The organism is Spartobacteria bacterium UBA695, from assembly GCA_002298145.1.
Taxonomy (GTDB): domain Bacteria; phylum Verrucomicrobiota; class Verrucomicrobiia; order Chthoniobacterales; family Chthoniobacteraceae; genus UBA695.
The window spans coordinates 83,301-98,935 of sequence record DBMP01000001.1 but is presented as its reverse complement, the minus strand read 5'-3'; the positions used below and the strand labels follow the sequence as shown (position 1 = coordinate 98,935).

Annotated in this window: 14 protein-coding genes; 6 read left to right on the top strand and 8 right to left on the bottom strand. The window is 64.1% G+C overall.

Features of this window, described 5'->3' with window-relative positions; genetic code table 11:
- Positions 1–48: 48 nt before the first annotated feature.
- A complete protein-coding gene (locus tag B2828_RS00440) occupies positions 49–2,508 on the bottom strand; it encodes a response regulator (protein WP_479631700.1) in 2,460 nt (819 codons plus the stop codon).
- Positions 2,509–2,776: 268 nt separating this feature from the next.
- On the opposite strand from B2828_RS00440, the gene B2828_RS00435 reads away from it, so the two are divergent.
- From B2828_RS00435 to B2828_RS00425, 3 genes are read left to right on the top strand one after another with little or no spacing between them, the layout of a single operon-like run.
- Positions 2,777–3,487, top strand: a complete 711-nt coding sequence (locus B2828_RS00435; protein ID WP_479631699.1) for a polyprenol monophosphomannose synthase — start codon at positions 2,777–2,779, stop codon at positions 3,485–3,487.
- A 19-nt stretch (positions 3,488–3,506) separates the two neighbouring features.
- Positions 3,507–5,933 carry a hypothetical protein gene (locus tag B2828_RS00430; protein WP_479631698.1) on the top strand — a complete coding sequence of 809 codons (2,427 nt, stop codon included), beginning with the start codon at positions 3,507–3,509 and terminating at the stop codon, positions 5,931–5,933.
- The gene (locus B2828_RS00425; protein ID WP_479631697.1) at positions 5,902–7,593 is read left to right on the top strand and encodes an ArnT family glycosyltransferase; all 1,692 of its coding nucleotides are present in this window, start codon (positions 5,902–5,904) and stop codon (positions 7,591–7,593) included. The genes B2828_RS00430 and B2828_RS00425 overlap by 32 nt, the downstream gene beginning before the upstream one ends.
- Here the strand turns inward: B2828_RS00425 and B2828_RS00420 are convergent.
- Together B2828_RS00420 and bcp are read right to left on the bottom strand one after the other, a co-directional pair.
- Positions 7,577–8,479, bottom strand: a complete 903-nt coding sequence (locus B2828_RS00420; protein ID WP_479631696.1) for a YcjF family protein — start codon at positions 8,477–8,479, stop codon at positions 7,577–7,579. The two genes, B2828_RS00425 and B2828_RS00420, sit on opposite strands and share 17 nt — an antisense overlap.
- 36 nt (positions 8,480–8,515) lie before the next feature.
- Positions 8,516–8,998, bottom strand: a complete 483-nt coding sequence (gene bcp / locus B2828_RS00415) for a thioredoxin-dependent thiol peroxidase (protein WP_479631695.1) — start codon at positions 8,996–8,998, stop codon at positions 8,516–8,518.
- 58 nt (positions 8,999–9,056) lie between these two features.
- Here bcp and B2828_RS00410 point away from each other — a divergent pair, with 58 nt between their 5' ends.
- Positions 9,057–9,437, top strand: a complete 381-nt coding sequence (locus B2828_RS00410) for a response regulator transcription factor (protein ID WP_479631694.1) — start codon at positions 9,057–9,059, stop codon at positions 9,435–9,437.
- 25 nt (positions 9,438–9,462) lie between these two features.
- Here B2828_RS00410 and B2828_RS00405 read toward each other — a convergent pair whose 3' ends face one another.
- A complete protein-coding gene (locus tag B2828_RS00405; protein WP_479631693.1) occupies positions 9,463–9,741 on the bottom strand; it encodes a hypothetical protein in 279 nt (92 codons plus the stop codon).
- A 95-nt stretch (positions 9,742–9,836) separates the two neighbouring features.
- Here B2828_RS00405 and B2828_RS00400 point away from each other — a divergent pair, with 95 nt between their 5' ends.
- Positions 9,837–10,643 (top strand): HAD family hydrolase, encoded by an 807-nt coding sequence (locus B2828_RS00400; protein WP_479631692.1) that lies wholly within the window; start codon positions 9,837–9,839, stop codon positions 10,641–10,643.
- On the opposite strand, the gene B2828_RS00395 is transcribed toward B2828_RS00400, so the two are convergent.
- The 3 genes from B2828_RS00395 to rpmE all read right to left on the bottom strand — a co-directional run bounded on the left by B2828_RS00395 (position 10,640) and on the right by rpmE (position 13,268).
- A complete protein-coding gene (locus B2828_RS00395) occupies positions 10,640–11,662 on the bottom strand; it encodes a PIG-L deacetylase family protein (protein ID WP_479631691.1) in 1,023 nt (340 codons plus the stop codon). The two genes, B2828_RS00400 and B2828_RS00395, sit on opposite strands and share 4 nt — an antisense overlap.
- Before the next feature lie 163 nt (positions 11,663–11,825).
- The gene (prfA, locus tag B2828_RS00390; RefSeq protein ID WP_479631690.1) at positions 11,826–12,902 is read right to left on the bottom strand and encodes a peptide chain release factor 1; all 1,077 of its coding nucleotides are present in this window, start codon (positions 12,900–12,902) and stop codon (positions 11,826–11,828) included.
- Between the two features lie 153 nt (positions 12,903–13,055).
- Positions 13,056–13,268: a 50S ribosomal protein L31 gene (rpmE, locus tag B2828_RS00385; protein ID WP_479631756.1), complete on the bottom strand. Its 213-nt coding sequence runs from the start codon at positions 13,266–13,268 to the stop codon at positions 13,056–13,058.
- A 196-nt stretch (positions 13,269–13,464) separates the two neighbouring features.
- On the opposite strand from rpmE, the gene B2828_RS00380 reads away from it, so the two are divergent.
- Positions 13,465–14,346, top strand: coding sequence for a DUF4886 domain-containing protein (locus tag B2828_RS00380; protein WP_479631689.1), 882 nt, complete (start codon positions 13,465–13,467; stop codon positions 14,344–14,346).
- Here B2828_RS00380 and B2828_RS00375 read toward each other — a convergent pair.
- The gene (locus tag B2828_RS00375; RefSeq protein ID WP_479631688.1) at positions 14,321–15,580 is read right to left on the bottom strand and encodes an acyltransferase family protein; all 1,260 of its coding nucleotides are present in this window, start codon (positions 15,578–15,580) and stop codon (positions 14,321–14,323) included. The two genes, B2828_RS00380 and B2828_RS00375, sit on opposite strands and share 26 nt — an antisense overlap.
- Positions 15,581–15,635 lie beyond the last annotated feature (55 nt).

Below are 15,635 nucleotides of genomic sequence, written 5' to 3'. Positions count from 1 at the left end.
AAAATACGGAAAGGCCCTGGGCGGGGAATGCTGGGGGAATGGGGGAGGTTAGAGCGTGGCTTGTTCTTTGTGGATTTGCTGGCAGACGCGGTTGAACTCGCGGGCAAGCCGTTCCAGGGCCGCTTGCAATTCGGCGAGCCGGTCGGGCTGGGCGGTGAGCGCTTCGATGTCCTGACAGATTTCGCCCATCCGGTCGGCTCCCATGTTGCGGCTGGAGCCCTTGAGCGAGTGGGCCTTGTTCTTCGCCCGTTCCCAGGCCCGCTCCTCGATGGCCATGCGCAGGGCGCGGAAGTCCGCCTCGGCGCTGTTGAGGAAGGTCTCCAGGAGCTTGCCGTAAAATTCCAGGCTGTTGTCCGGGTCGAGGGTTTTGAGCGTATCGAGCCGTTCGCGGTCGAGCGGCTCGGGTTCCCCGGGGGCTGACGAAGCCAGGGGGGCTGCCGGTTGCGGCTCCGTGGTGGGCCCGCCTGCGGAGGGGGCGTTCTCCCAGTGGGCGAGCTTGGAGGCGAGGTCTTCGAGCTTTACCGGCTTGCTGATGTAGTCGTCCATGCCCGCCGCGAGGCACTTGGCGCTGTCGCCCGCCATGGCATGGGCCGTCACGGCGATGATACGCGGCTGGCGCGGCAGATCTTCGTTGGCGCGGATGCGGCGCGTGGCTTCGTAGCCGTCCATCAGCGGCATCTGGCAGTCCATCAGGATGATCGGGTAATCGTACTTTCTCAGCGCGGAGAGCACCTCCTGGCCGTTGACGGCCAAGTCCCCCTTGTAGCCGAGCTTCTCAAGCTGGCCCAAGGTGACGATCTGGTTGATCACGTTATCTTCGGCAACAAGGATGCGCACGGGTTTCATGGGAGAGGGCGAAGCGGCATCGCTGCCGGTGCGCTCATGTTCCTGGGCGACGACGGTGGCGATTTGGTTGTAGAGAAGCGACTGCTTCACAGGTTTGACCAGGCAGGCGGAGACTCCCGCGTTGCGGATATCCTGTTGGGGGATGCGCCCCATGGAGGTCAAAATGATGAGCCGGGTGGAGGCCATGACGGCGTCCTCTTTAATGGCGCGGGCCAGCGCGAGGCCGTTGGTCTCGGGCATCTGCATGTCGAGGAGCGCCACGTCGAAGGGCTTGGTGTCCAGGGCCCGCTTGAGGGTCGAGAGCGCCTCGCGAGCGTTGGAGACGCAGGTGGGCACCATGCGCCAGGAGGAGAGCTGGCAGTGGAGGATGTGCCGGTTGGTCGGGTTGTCATCCACGATGAGCGCCCGCACGCCGCAGAGGTCCATGAGCGGCGCGGTGGCGCTCTCCGGGATGCGCGTCTGTTTCTCGAACCGGGCGGTGAACCAGAAGAGGGAGCCACCTTCGGGCGGGCACTGGACGCCGATCTCGCCGCCCATGAGCTGCGCCACTTCCTTGGAAATGGCCAGGCCGAGGCCCGCGCCGCCCACCTTGCGGGTGGAGGGGTCGGTGTTCCGGCGGAAAGGCTCGAAAATGGTCTCCCGCTCCTCCGGGGCAATGCCGATGCCGGTATCGCGCACTTCGAAGCGCAGCAGCACGTCGTCCGCCGACTCGGTTTCGCGCGAAACGCTCACGACTACCTCGCCATGGGTGGTGAACTTCACCCCATTGCCCACCAGGTAATCGAGCACCTGGCCGAGGCGCGCTGGGTCGCCCCGGAGATGGGTTGGCACGGTCGAGGCGACGAACTCCGCCAGCTCGATGCCCTTTTCGCCCGCCTGCGGGCCGTACTTCTCCGTCACGTCCTCGACGACCCCGAGCAGGTCAAAGTCAACGGTGTCGAGGGTCAGGACGTGGGCTTCGGCTTTGGAGAAGTCGAGGAATTCGTTGAGGATTTCCAGCAAATGGGCGGCGCTTTTTTGGATCGTGCGGGCGTATTCGCGTTCCCGGGGCGGCATGCCCGACTCAAGCAGCAGCCCCGTCATCCCCACGACGCCGTTCATCGGGGTGCGGATTTCGTGGCTGACGGTGGAAAGGAATTCGCTCTTGGAAAGCCGGATCTCGCTGGTTTCCCGCCGGGCGTCGGCGAGCGCCTCTTCCAGACCGGTGCGCCGGGCGGTTTCGGCATCGAGTTCCCGGCGGGTCGCGTCATGGGCCTCCAGCGTGGCGGCGACGAGCGCGCGGAAGTCGGCCACGGCTCCGGTTCCCTCGATCAGCACCGGGCTGTGCATCTGGGCTCCCGGGCGTTCCATCGCGCGGGCAAGGGCGTCGGCGGCGGAGAGGTCGCCGGGGAGGATCAGCATCGGGCGGTACGCCGGGCGCTCGACGAGGGCCGAGAGGGGGCGTTGGAGGAAGATCCCCGGCCCGAGCGGTTGGGCCAGGACGTCGAGGAATTCCTGGCGCGAAATCGCGGCGGCGAACGCCCCTCCGCACGTCAGCACGGCTCCGGGCGCCTCGAGGTGTTCCTCAAAGTAGCTCGCGAGCGTTGAGCCCGGCTCGGTGGCTTCGAAGGCCTTTACTTTAGTGGCCAGCTCGTGCAGTCGTTTTTCTGAGTAAGGCGTCAAAATATTGAGTCAACGTTTGTCCTGTGAGGCCGGGTTGGGTCATGGACATCAGTATATCCGCGTAGGATTATAGGGTAAGCCCCAGGGGGGGATCAACTGCTGAATTCGATCAGGCGGTTTGTCTGGCTGTTGTAGCGTGCGATGATTGCAACACTTTGATTAAAAAAGCGCTGGCCCCTTGACCGAGGCGCGGCTTTAGTGGAAAACGCAAGGCGGCTTTCTTGGCTCCGCAGTGAAATCCCCCCTAAAAAGCACTACCACCTTACCCATGGCGTTTTTCTCCCTTATCATCCCCACTTTTAACGAGCGGGAAAACATCGAGGAGCTTTTGGATCGGCTCGACGCTCTGTTGCGCGACGCGGCTCCCGATGGCTTTGAACTGCTGGTGGTGGACGACGATAGCCCGGACGGCACCTGGAAGCTGGCTGAGGAAATCGCCGCGCGCAACCCAGCCGTTTGCGTGCTCCGGCGCACGGAGAACCGCGGCTTGGCTCTCGCCGTTGTGGACGGCTGGAAGGCGGCTCGCGGGGAGTGGCTCGGGGTCATCGACGCCGATTTGCAGCACCCGCCGGAAGTGCTCCCGAAGCTTCTGGAAGCCCTGCGCGGCGGGGCGGATCTCGTCGTGGCCAGCCGCCACGTGGAGGGGGGCGGCGTGAGCGATTGGAGCCTTTTTCGCCGAATGCTTTCGCGCGGCGCTCAGGCGCTGGGCATCCTGCTTTTGCCCTCGGCGGCCCGGGCTGTTTCCGATCCGATGAGTGGCTTCTTCGCCCTGCGTCGCGAGGCCGCGAATCTGCCGCAGCTGCGCCCTCTGGGTTACAAAATCCTCCTGGAGACCCTCGCCCGAGGGAAGTTCGATAAGATCGCCGAAGTCGGCTACGTATTTCAGGAACGCAAAAAAGGGGGCAGCAAAGTGACCTGGCGTCAGTATTGGGAATACCTGGTGCAAGTCTGGCGTTTGCGCACCTCTTCCCGCCGATAGCTCCCGCTTTTTTTCTCTCATGACTACCGCTCCTTGCCCCGAACGTCCCGCCCTCGCGTTTCCCGTGTTGTGGAAGGCCGCCGCTACCTTTGGCGCGCTGGTGTTCCTGATGTTCATGGACATGCTGCTCGCCCCGGGCGACTACGTCCTGGGCAACGGGGGCACGGACATGTTCCTGCAATTCTACTCGTGGCGCGAATTCGGCTTTGACCAGCTCGCGCACGGGAACCTGGCCCTCTGGAATCCGCATATCTTTGGCGGTGCCCCCTTCTTTGGGGAGACCCAGGCGGCGATGCTCTACCCGACCAACCTGCTACTGCTGATCCTGCCGCTGGCCATGGGGATCAACTGGAGCATTGCGCTCAACGTCTGGCTGCTGGGCATGGCGATGTACGTCTGGGCGGGCTATCGGGGGCTGAAACCGCTCGCTTGCTTCGTCGCGGGCGTGGTCCTGATGTTCTGCGGCCCGCACTTCATGCACGTCTACTCCGGCCACCCGGTCCACATGGCCGTGATGACCTGGGCGCCGGTGATTTTCCTGGCGATTGACGGCATTTTCGAGAGCCGGGGCCGCTTGGGCCTTGCGTTGCGCTGGGCGCTCCTGGGCATGGCCGCCGTGGCGCTCCAGGTCCTGGGGGGGCATCCGCAGTACCTTTTTTATACCGCGATTGCCGCCGGGTTCTACACCTTGTGGGGCATGGCCCGCATCGCCCTGGACTCCAAGGGGGAGGGAGTGGCGAACGTGCTCCGGCAGATGGCCATTCCCGGCGTCGGCCTCGGGGTGATCTTCGCGGGCGGCTCGCTCCTGACGGCGGTACAGCTCTTCACGGCCATCCAGGCCAACGGCGAGACCATCCGCTCCATCCCGGTGCCGTTTGAGTTCGCCGCGATGTTCGGCTTCCCGCCGGAGAATCTCATTACGCTGCTCAACCCTTACTTCTTCGGCGACATGCAGAACCAGGTCTACTGGGGGCGCTGCTATCTCTGGGAAATGTCCCTCTTTATCGGCACGGTCAGCCTCGTCCTGGCTGTTTACGGGGCGATCTATGGGCGCGGAACGAGCCGTTTCTTCGGGCCCGGACGGCTGGTGGGGCTGGCGCTTATTACCTTCATTTTCGCCCTTGGCGTCCACACGCCGCTCTTTGCCTTCCTCTACGCGCACGTGCCCGGGTTTGGCAAATTCCGGGGCATCTCCAAGTTCACCTTCCAGACCGTCCTCTTCCTCGGGATGCTCTCGGCCATGGGCTTCGACGCCCTGCTGCGCAACCCCAAGGTGTCGCGGAAATTCGTGATCGGCACGGCCATCGCGGGTGGCGTCGTACTGCTGGCTTCCATCTGGATCACGCTCCTGGGCCCCTCGGGCTGGCAGCCGATCCTCAAGGCCGTTCAGGCGAGCCGCGAGTCGTACCTGCCCCCGGCCGCTTTCGCCAGCGTGGAGTTTGGCGACCATGCGCGCGGGTTCGCCGCAGGGGCGCTCTTCATCCCGGCCCTCATCCTTTTGGGCGTCGCGGGTATTCTCTATTACATCCCGCGCTCCTCCTACGCCGCGCCGACCTTGGCCGTGCTGCTGACGACGGAACTCTTCATCTTCGCCTACTGGACCCGCGACACCGTGGACGCCAAGACCATCGCGCCCGCCGTGCTGGCCGACTTCGTCAAGACGCACCCTGGCAATTACCGCTCGCTCAACCTCCTCAACCCGAACGCAGCCCTGTCGATCGGAGCCTACGACATTTGGGGGGCCGACCCGGGCGTTGAGCGCCGCTACGCCGAGTTCATGACGTGGAGCCAGGGGGGCGATCCCGATAACGCCACGCAGTACATCAGCTTTGCCGATCAGCGCGGTAACTTGCGGATTCCCCCGCTCTACACCATGCTTCGGTTTCGCTACGCCTTTATCCCGACGGGCCAGGGGATCAAAGTGATCGAGTCCCCGGCGGCGCCGTTGGATCAGGTCCAGCTGGTGCATGATTGGCGCGTGATTCCGCAGCGCGACGCCATTTTCCGCGCCTTGCACGATCCGGTCTTTGACCCGCGCCGGGAGGTGATTTTGGAGAGTGATCCGGGGCTAGCCAAATCGGCTGCGGCTGCCACGGACACCGCCCGCGTGGTCGGCTCCTCCACGGACTGGCTGGAGATTGAAGCCGATACCGCCACCCCGGCCATCCTGTTCATTACCGACGCCTACTCCTCCGGCTGGCGGGCCCGGGCGCTCCCCGGCAGCTCCCAGCAGGGCTACCAGGTCCTCCCCGCCAACTACATTTTGCGTGGCGTGCCGCTCGGAGCGGGGCATCACCGCCTGCGCATCGAGTATGTGCCGCGCGCATTTACCGTCGGCCTGTGGGTCTCGCTGATTTCGCTGATTGCCTATATCGCCGCCGTGGTTCTCTGCGTGCGGCAGGATCGAAAACGCCATGGAAGCACTGGAACCCAACTTAACGCATAACGCCGCCGGTTCGCGGCGTGTGGTGGCGTGGCTGCTCATCGCCACGTTCGCCCTCTCAGCCCTCCTGATCTTTGTCCGGCTGGGGCATTACGCCTTGTGGGAGGACGAGGCGGGCACGGCGCTGGGGACTAAAAGCGTGCTCCAATGCGGCGATACCCAGGCCTGGGTGGGGCGCAATCTCGTAGCCTATCGCGGCGGGATACTCCTTCACAACCTGCGCACCGAAGGCGAGCCCCCCTTCTGCGCCTATTTTGACGCCCCCTTCATGAAGCTCCTGGGCGAGAATGCCCTGGGTGCGCGCCTGCCCTTCGCCCTCTGCGGCTGGGCCACCGTCGGGCTGCTCTGCTGGTGGGTGTGGCGTTGGCGCGCCTCCACGTTGAGCGCCTCCCTCTTCTGCCTCGCGCTGCTGGGCAACGTCTCATTTTTCCTCTACGCCCGCCAGTGCCACTACTACGCCCCGGCGACCCTCTTCTTCTGCCTCATCGCCTACCTTTACCTCCAATGGGAGGGCGATCGGCGCAAGCTGGCGCTTCTCTCCCTCTGCGCCGCGCTGCTTCTTTCGCTCAACTACTCCTTCTACATCGTCCTGGCCCTCTGCCTCGGCGTGGATTACTTGGTATGGCAGCGGAAAGTCCGGCCCCTGCGTTGGGGGGACTGGGGCATCCTCATTCTGCCGTCGCTGGTCGTGGGGCTCGTCATCCTGGCGTGGTGGAACCCCTTCCGGACGGGGCTCTCGCAGGATCTCTACAAAAATACCCTGTCCGACCGGCTCACCCTTTTCTGGTGGACCTGGCGCGACCTCAACCGGAGCGAAATGATCGTCCTGCCGCTGATGGTCGCCTCGGTTTGGGCGGCGTTCGTTTCCCGAACCGCCTGGCTCAAGCGCGGGCTGCTCGCCTTCGTCGTTTTCGTAGCCGCCGAGACGGCCATTTCCAGCCAGCCGCTTTCCGAGACGAGCGTGGCCAATGTGCGCTACTTTTGCGCGCTCCTGCCGCTGATGATCGCGCTCGGGGTGTTCACCCTGCTGGAGCTTGCGGCCCGGCTGCGCTGGCCCGGCTGGGCAGTCCTCGGGCTCGGCCTAGGGCTCTTCTGGAGCAACTTTTTTAACGGCGGGCTCTTCTTCCGGGAAGGCCTGCGCTGCACGCCGTGGAGCTTCGTGCGCGAGCTGGCCCAGCCGCCGCCCGATCCGTTCACCGCCGCCGCCGAGGCCATCCGGCGCTTCGTTCCCGAGGGCTCGACCCTCTGGGTGGCCCCCAATAGCGCGGTCTCCTCCCTGATGTTCCACGCGCCGCAAGTCACCTTCGGCTGGGTGCTTGAAGCCCCGCGCCAGGGGCAGTTCGCCTCGGTGCCGGAACTCTACTTTATCAAGAAGACCGCCCCCGACTACGTGCTCGCCTTTGGCCCCGTCATTAAGGATACCATGGCCGTCCTCGACGAACTGCCCGGGGTCTTCTACGAGCCCGTGACGGTGCTCAACGTCTTCTGGCGCGACCTCTACCGGCCCGAGCTGCTCTGGCGGCTTTTCGAGCCCGTTACCAATTTCGACCCCGAAATCAACGGCATCCAGCTGCTCAAGAAAAACGAACTGCCCCCGCCGCTGAAAGTGGACGACACCCCGGCCCCCGCGCCTTCAGCTCCCTCGGCTACTTCAGCTCCTTAGGCTTCCGGCCTTTGAGGAACTTGAAGCGCCGCCGGGCCTCGCCGATCGAGACCCCTTCGATGAAAAACGCCGTCGCCGCCCGCCCGATGGCGTACGTGCCCGCGCCCGCCATCGCCCCCGAAATCGCGTTACCCCAGCCGGGCAGGAACTTGGTTGCCGCCCGGGCCCCCTCGCGCAGGATCAGGCCCAAGCCTACGTTGGCCCCGAGCGCCGCCAGGAAATCGCGCGCCAGCTTCAGGCTCCATTCGCGCCCGGTCGTGTGGATGATCCCGGCGACCATGAGCACTTGCAGCGAGGTCAGGATCGGGAAATCCGCCAGAGGGATCGGCTGCGCCCCGATGGCCGTGCAGACCGCCGCGGCGGAGCGCGTCAGGTGCGCGGCAATCTCCCGCTGCGCGGCGGCGTCTCCGCTGGCCCGGGCGAACTCCAGCCGCGCCTCCATCGGGAGCTGGGCGGCGATCTCCGCCAGCAGCACCTCGCGGGCCGCTCCGCCCAGCACCGCCGGGGTCTCCCCCCGCAGCGGCGCGTAGCCGGGCAGTTCGCTCGGGGTCATGTAAAGAAACACATCCGCCGGGCCGCTCTCCAACGCGGTTTTGGCGGCTTCGGGGCTTTCCGCGAGGGCAAAAATCAGCGCCCCCTGGTGTTGGTAAGCCCGCCACGGCGCGCTCCCGGCCTCGATGGCCCCGGGCTCCATCTGAAAGACCGTGCGCGCCCAGAACTCCGTCTCTCCCCCCGGTTCGCCAATGATGAGAACGCGGGCGGGCCGGTGTTGCAAAAATAACTCCTGGAGCGGCCGCCATTCCCGCTCCACGGGCTTGCGGATCGGCCCCGGCAGGCGGAAAAGCACCTTCTCAAACCCGCGTGCGAGTTGCTGAATCGTCAACATGCCTTTATCCCTTCTCCCATGGCGGTTTCGAGCCGGTTATTCAAGCGCGGAAAGCAGCTTCTCCACATGTTCCTCGGGCTTCACCTTGCGGAAAATCGCCTTCAGCGTCCCGTCGGCTCCGATGATGAACGTCGAACGCTCCACGCCCATGTATTTTTTGCCGTAGTTGGTCTTCTCAACCCAGACGCCGTAGGCCAGCGAGATCTCCTTGGACTCGTCGCTCACCAGCGGAAAGGGGAGCTCGTATTTGGCGATGAATTTCTCGTGCCGCTCCACTGAGTCGGGGCTGATCCCGAGCACCACGGCCCGTTCGGAGAACAGGTGCCAGCCATCGCGCAGCCCGCAGGCCTGGCGCGTGCAGCCCGGAGTGTCGTCCTTCGGGTAAAAGTAGAGGATCACCGTCTGCCCGGCAAAATCTTTGAGCGAAACGGGTGCGCCGACTCCATAAATGCCCCCCACGGCGGTGGCGGTGAACCCGGGGGCTGGATCGCCCGGTTGCAAGGTTGAGTGGGCTTTCATGGAATTTAGAATACACTATTTTGAAACTCTGGCACGGAAGTTTCTCTTACAATCCCGCGTGAGACTCCTGATTGCCGATGATGATCGCGAACTGGCCTGCGCCCTGGCTTCCTACCTGCGGCACGAGAACCAGGCTATAATATCGACGGTCACGACGGGCGGTTTGGACGTGCTGCGCAGCGTGGCCCGGTTCGACCCCGATGTGATCCTGATGGATATTGTCATGCCCCGCATCAACGGCCTGACGCTCTGTCGGCACATTCTTTCCCGGCGGCCAGAGGTGAAGATCATCCTGCTCTCGGGCGCGCTCGGGGTGGAGAGTCCGTTTCTGGCCGAGTCGGGGGCCACGGCGTTCCTGCCCAAGCCGGTGAAGCTTGCGGAGTTGCAGCGGATTTTCCAGGAAATCACGCGCGGCCTTGCCTCGGTGGTGGCGGAATAACAGAGCGCCGGAGCGACGCTGGCGGCTAGGCCTGCGCCCGGACGCGCTCTTTCTTGGCCTCGGCTTCCTCCTGGATGCGAAGGCGTTCGGCGACGAGCTGTTTTTCGAGCGAATCGACTGCGGCAAAGTCTCCCGCAGCGCGCGCCTTGGTGATCTCGCCGCCCAGGAAGAGCTCCTTTTCAGCGGTGCGCGCCTGGGCCCGGGTATTGATGTCGGCGATCTCGGCTTTCTGGGCTTCGGTCAGCTGGACGGTGGGCGAAACTTTTTCCAGGCGCTCCATAGCGAGTTCGTAGGCGGATTTCATGGGGCAAACATAACCCGGGCGCGCGCCGGAACGCAAATCCGTTGAATTTTTAAGGAGACTTGTCCCCCGCCGTTTGGCGGCTACAATTTCCCGCGATGATTCGCCTTTTGAGCACCGATTTTGATGGAACCCTGGTGGACCACTTTGCCACGCCGCCGGTGACGCCGGAGCTTTTTGAGCTTTTCGGGCGCCTCCAGCACGCGGGGGTGCGCTGGGCTGTCAATACAGGCCGCGACCTGGCCTTCGCGCTCGACGGGTTGCGGGAGTTCCACTTTCCCGTGGAGCCGGATTACATTCTCACCAATGAGCGGGAAATTTTTCACCGCGACCCCGCCGGGCAGTGGCGCGACTACGGGGACTGGAACCGCCGCTGCGTCCTGGCCCACGACCGGCTTTTCCAGACCGAGGCCCCCTACCTGGAGGAGTTCCTCCGCTACGTTCGCACGGAGACTGAGGCGGAGCTGATTTACGAAAACGAGCGCCCCGTGGGCCTCTGCGCCAAGGACGACGGCGAGATGGACCGCGTGGTGGCCCGCCTGCGCTCGACGCGCAAGCCCGGCTCGCAGTTCAACTTCCAGCGCAATACGGTTTTCCTGCGCTTTTGCCACTCGGACTACTCCAAAGGGGCCGCCCTGGGCGAACTCTGCCGCCTGACCCGCGTGACGCCTGCCGAGACCTTCGCGGCGGGGGATCACCACAACGACCTTTCCATGCTCGATGGCCGTTTCGCCCGCTGGCCCGCCGCTCCCGGCAACGCCATCGACGAGGTGAAAGCCGTCGTGGAAAAAGCGGGCGGCTATGTGGCCCGGGCCCGGTGCAGCGAGGGCGTGGTGGAGGCGCTGCGCTACTTCATGGAAGTACGGCGGCTGGGGCCCGAGGGGGCTGCGGCCAAGGTTGGCTAAACCGGCACTTCCCGCCACCCGGAGGGGTCGAGGAAGATCGCCGGGCGGTGGTATTTCACGTAAAGCAGGTTCGTGTCGGCGGGCACGGGGATTTTAAAGCTCACAAACGGAGCCGAGACTTTGAAGGCCGCTTCGCCCGCCCGTTCTCCGGTCACGAGATCGGTGACGGGTACCTTCCCCGCCAGGAGCGGCAGCCGGACGCTCCAGCGGAAATGCTCGCCCGAGGACTGCTCCCCGGCGATCCACAGCCCCCCCCGGCAACAGAGCGGCAGCGGCAGGGAGAGGCGCAGTTTTCCCCGTTCGATGTAGGCTTCCGCCAAGGGGTGGTGGGCCATGGTGCGCGTGGCCGGAATTGGCTCGAAGAAGCCCTCCTCGGATTTCGCGTACCCGAGGAAGCGCTTGCTGCTGAGGATCATCTGGCTCTTGTGGCACGCGATCGCATCGTATTTGCGCTGGCGCTGGCATTCGTCCAGGGCGAGCGTGACGGCTCCGGGGACCAGATCGCGCCGGAGGCAGTGGACTGCGAAATGATATTCTTTAAGGCCCTCCATTCCGAGGCGCTTCAGGGCGACCCGGATGAGCACGTGCAGGGCGTTGTGGTCCGGGTGCTGGTCGTAGGCCGAGGGGTAGACCAGGAAGGTTGGCCGCCACTCCCGCAGGTGATCGATGAGGGTTGCCAACAGCGCTGTTTCGTTTTTGAGCAGCGCCGCCGTCACGCCCTGGTCGGGGAAGCCGAGAAATTCCGTCTGGCCGCGAAAGCCGAGAATGTGGAGCGCCTCCGTAGCCTCGGCGCGCCGCATGGCTCCCCAGCGTTCCCGTTCGGCGGGGCCGATGCGCCAGCGTTTCTCCAGCCAGCGCTGGGGCCACGGGTTGTTGTCCCCGTTGGTGATCATGAGAACCCTGCCCGCCGCGCCGATCTGCTCCACGCGCTGGACGAGCCCGCCCGTGGCCAGGCTTTCGTCGTCGGGATGCGGCGCGATGAGCAGCAAGCGGTCTTCGGGGGTGAGTGGGGGCATCATGGCAGGCGGGTGGTCGGGGGCTTATAACCTTTTTTGCCGGCCCGGGCCCAGATCATAATCAGAGGAGCTCCGCTTGCCTGCGTCAGGGGATGGCTTGCCGGGTGGTTTTCCAAAGTGCTGGACAGAGAAGAGCGGGCGAGCCATCGGGGAAAGCCTGCTGCGATTATCCGAGATTGGCCTCGCGAAGGCGTTCGGCGACGTCCTCGGCTTGCAAGGCACCGACCATTTCGGCGATTTCGCCCTCCATGAAGCGGTCCAGGTTGTAAAGTGTGAGCCCGATGCGGTGATCGGTGACGCGGTTTTGCGGGTAATTGTAGGTGCGCACCTTCTCCTCGCGGCCGCCGCCGCCGATCAGGTTGCGCCGGTGGGCGGAGTATTTTTCCGCCTCTTCGAGCTGCTTCTTTTCCAGCAGGCGGGAGCGCAGGATGTTGATGGCCTTTTCCTTGTTCTTCTGCTGGCTGCGGCCGTCCTGGCAGCGGACGATGGTGCCGGTGGGGATGTGCATGACCTGCACGGCGGAGTCGGTGGTGTTGACGCCCTGGCCGCCGGGACCGCCCGCGCGGCAGACTTCGATGCGCAGCTCCTCGGGCTTAAGCTCCAGGTCGACTTCCTCGGCTTCTGGCAGGACGGCGACGGTGGCCGTGCTGGTGTGGATGCGCCCCTGGGCTTCCGTGGCCGGTACGCGCTGGACGCGGTGGACGCCGCTCTCGTAGCGCAGCTTGCGAAAGACGGCTTCGCCTGAGGTGCGGAAGATGATTTCGCGCAGGCCTCCGAGGTCGGAAGGGCTCGATTCCATCACCTCAATTTTGAGACCGTCGCTTTCCGCATAGCGGGTGTACATGCGGTAGAGGTCGGCGGCGAACAGGGCGGCTTCGGCCCCGCCGGTGCCCGCGCGGATTTCCACGATGGCGTCGCGGTCCTCGCCCGGTTCGGGCGGGAGGAGGGAGATCTGGATCTGGCGCTCGAAATCGGCCAGCTGCTTCTGGATTTCGGGGATTTCCGCCTCGGCCATCTCGGCCATTTCGGGGTCGGTGCCCCGGGCGAGTTCCTGGCTGTCGGTCAGCTCGGTCTGCTTCTTCTGGAAGGCTTCCCAGGCGGCAAGGAGGCTCTTGAGCTGGGCATGCTCGCGCATGACGTCGCGCGCGTGCTGGGGATTCCCAAATACGCTGCCGTCGGCAATTTCCGCCTCCAGTTCAAGGAAGCGTTCCGATTTTTTGGCAATCAGTGGGGCAAAATCCATGGATCGAAAAAACTAGCCCATTTCGCAGGATTGAACAGGCAATCCTCGGGTTCAGTGTCAAATTTGCGGCTTTGCGGCCGGTGGGACGTAAAAAGAAACGGTGACGCGCGGCTATAAAGGCGCGTCACCGTTTCGAAAATTACGACTGGATGGCTACTTGCGGCGGGCAACTGTGCCGTAGCGGCGGGCGAACTTCTCGATACGCCCTGCGGTATCCACGAACTTCTGCTCACCCGTGAAGAACGGATGACAGGCGGCACAAATGCCGACCTTGATGTCGCGGCGGGTGGAACGGGTGTGATAGACCTTGCCGCACGCGCACGTGATCGTGGTCTCGCTGTAGTTGGGATGAATGTCTGCTTTCATGGCCGGAAAAGGGATGGAAAACATACCGGGTCTGGGCTGTGGCGCAATCAAAATCTTTTGCCTCTCCTCTGAAAGCCGCACGCGGAGCTGGTTTCGGCCGGGCCCGAGTCGCCCTAAGGCCTAGGGCGAACGGGGAGAGAATGGCTTGCAATGCGTCCGATTTTGGAGTCAGTTTTCGGGTTTCCCTCTACTTTTTATGCACTCCTCCCTGCTTGTTCGTTTTGCGTTTGTCTGCATTGCCTTGGCTCCCTTTAGCCTGCGGGCCGCCGATCCCGCCGCCTCGCCCACGCCCCGCGCGGAGCTTAAGCTGCTCACCGTCGGCAACAGCTTCGCCGACAACCCCACGAATTTACTCCCGGCCTTCGCCAAGGCGGGCGGCAAGAAGTTGATCCTCTTTAAAGCGAACCTCGGTGGCCACTCGCTGGAACAGCATGTCGGCTACCTCCAGGCCTTCGAGGCCGACCCGAACGACCCCAAGGGGCACGCCTACAAGCAGCGCGCCGACCCCAGGACGGGCGAAAAGAAGGATTTTTCCCTGAAAGAAGCCCTGGAAGCGGAGCCCTGGGACGTGGTGACGATCCAGCAGGTCAGCCACAAGAGCTACAAGCCCGAGACCTACCAGCCTTTCGCCGGGACGCTCATTGGGTACATTAAGAAAAACGCCCCGAGCGCCGAAATCGTAGTCCAGGAGACCTGGGCCTATGGTGACGACGCGTTGGTGAAGTTTAACCAAGGCAAACCGGTGGCGCTCGACCAACAGACGATGTACAAGGGCCTCAAGGCGGCTTATGGCAAGCTCGCCCGGGAGAATGGCTTCCGGGTGCTGCCCGTGGGCGATGCCTTCCAGGCGGCCCGCGCGCAGGGGCTGGTGGTGAACCTCCCGGAGAACATCCACGCCAACGAGAACGGCGAATACCTCGGCGCGGCGGTCTGGTACGAGCTGCTCTTTGGCGAGAATGTCGAGGCCGTGAACTACGTCCCGGCCAAGCTCGACCCCGAGACGGCCAAGACCCTTCGCCACATCGCGCACGAAGCCGTGACGCGTTCTGATTTTAAGGTGCCGTCGGCGGCGCGCTAGTCGTCTCCGGCTTTCCCCGAGCGGCGGGTTTTTTGCCCGTTAAAAGAGCCCGCATCCACTCCTGCGCGGGGCGTTCCCAGTAGCGGTAGCTGGCCCAGGCGAGCGGCAGGAGGATCGCCAGGTAGAGCAGCAGCAGGGCGGGCGAGTAGCACCGGGCCCCTTGTAGCCCCGTCTCCCAGGCTCCCGCGACGAAGAGCATCATGAGCGGCAGATGGAGCAGGTAGATGGAGTAGCTCAGGTCGCCCATGAAGGCGACCCGGCGGCAACACCCGGGGTGGGCGCTTTCGATGGACGCCATGCAAAAGAGCGTGGCGGGGAAGGCGACGATCTCGAAAAGATGGCCCGAGATGGCCAGGAGCACGAAGCCGATGACGTCCCGGCCCGCCACCAGCAGGTGGTTGCCCAGAGTCTCGCGGTAAAGGTGGTAGAGGGGGAAGTGTTTGGAGGCCGGGATGACCACTGCCCAGACGGCGACCAAGGTCAGCGCGGCAGCCCAGGGCCGGAGGGCGATGCGGCGGCTTTGCAAATACGTCAGCAAATAATAAGCGCTGGCCCCGAGGAAAAAGGAGAACATCCCCCGGCCGATCAGACCAATGGGGGAGGTCTCCAGCACGTATCCGGCCAGGGCGAGCGCCAGAAGGTGCCACCAGCGCCGCCAGTTCCGGGCACAGACGACGAAAAAGACCGCGTAGAGCACGCATTCGACAGAGACCGACCAGACCGGCGTGTTGAAGGACCAGCTGCTTTTCTCAAACCAGTTGGAGGCGAAAAACAGGTGCAGTACGAAGTGGGGAAAGTCGTTCACGTTGCAGATGGCGTATTGCCCGAAGCGCATCCAGATCACGCTCTGGAGGATCAACACCAGCCAGAGCGTGGCAAAGTGGAGCGGGTAGAGCCGCGAGCACCGCAGGACAAAGAATTTCCCTGGCGACATCCCCCCCCGGGCGATCCGCGCTGCATTGAGCCAGTAAAAAATGAAGCCCGAGAGGGAGAAAAAGAAATCCACGGCCATCCCCCCGTAGCCATAGGCGGGCCAGAGGAGCCCGTAGAACGGCTGTTCGCTTTGCACAAACGGAATGCGGGCCACCTTCTCGCCCACGAAGAACTGCCAGTGATAAAAAACGACCATCAGCGCCGCGAAACCCCGCAGGGCATGCAGAGAATCAAGCCGGTCGGGGAGCTGATGGACGGCCACCGTCGGTTCGAGCGATGGGGAAGGGGATGAGGGCGTCAAGGGCGTATGCGGCGTCTTTGGAGGGCTGGGGCTAGGCAAAGATTACTATAGGCAG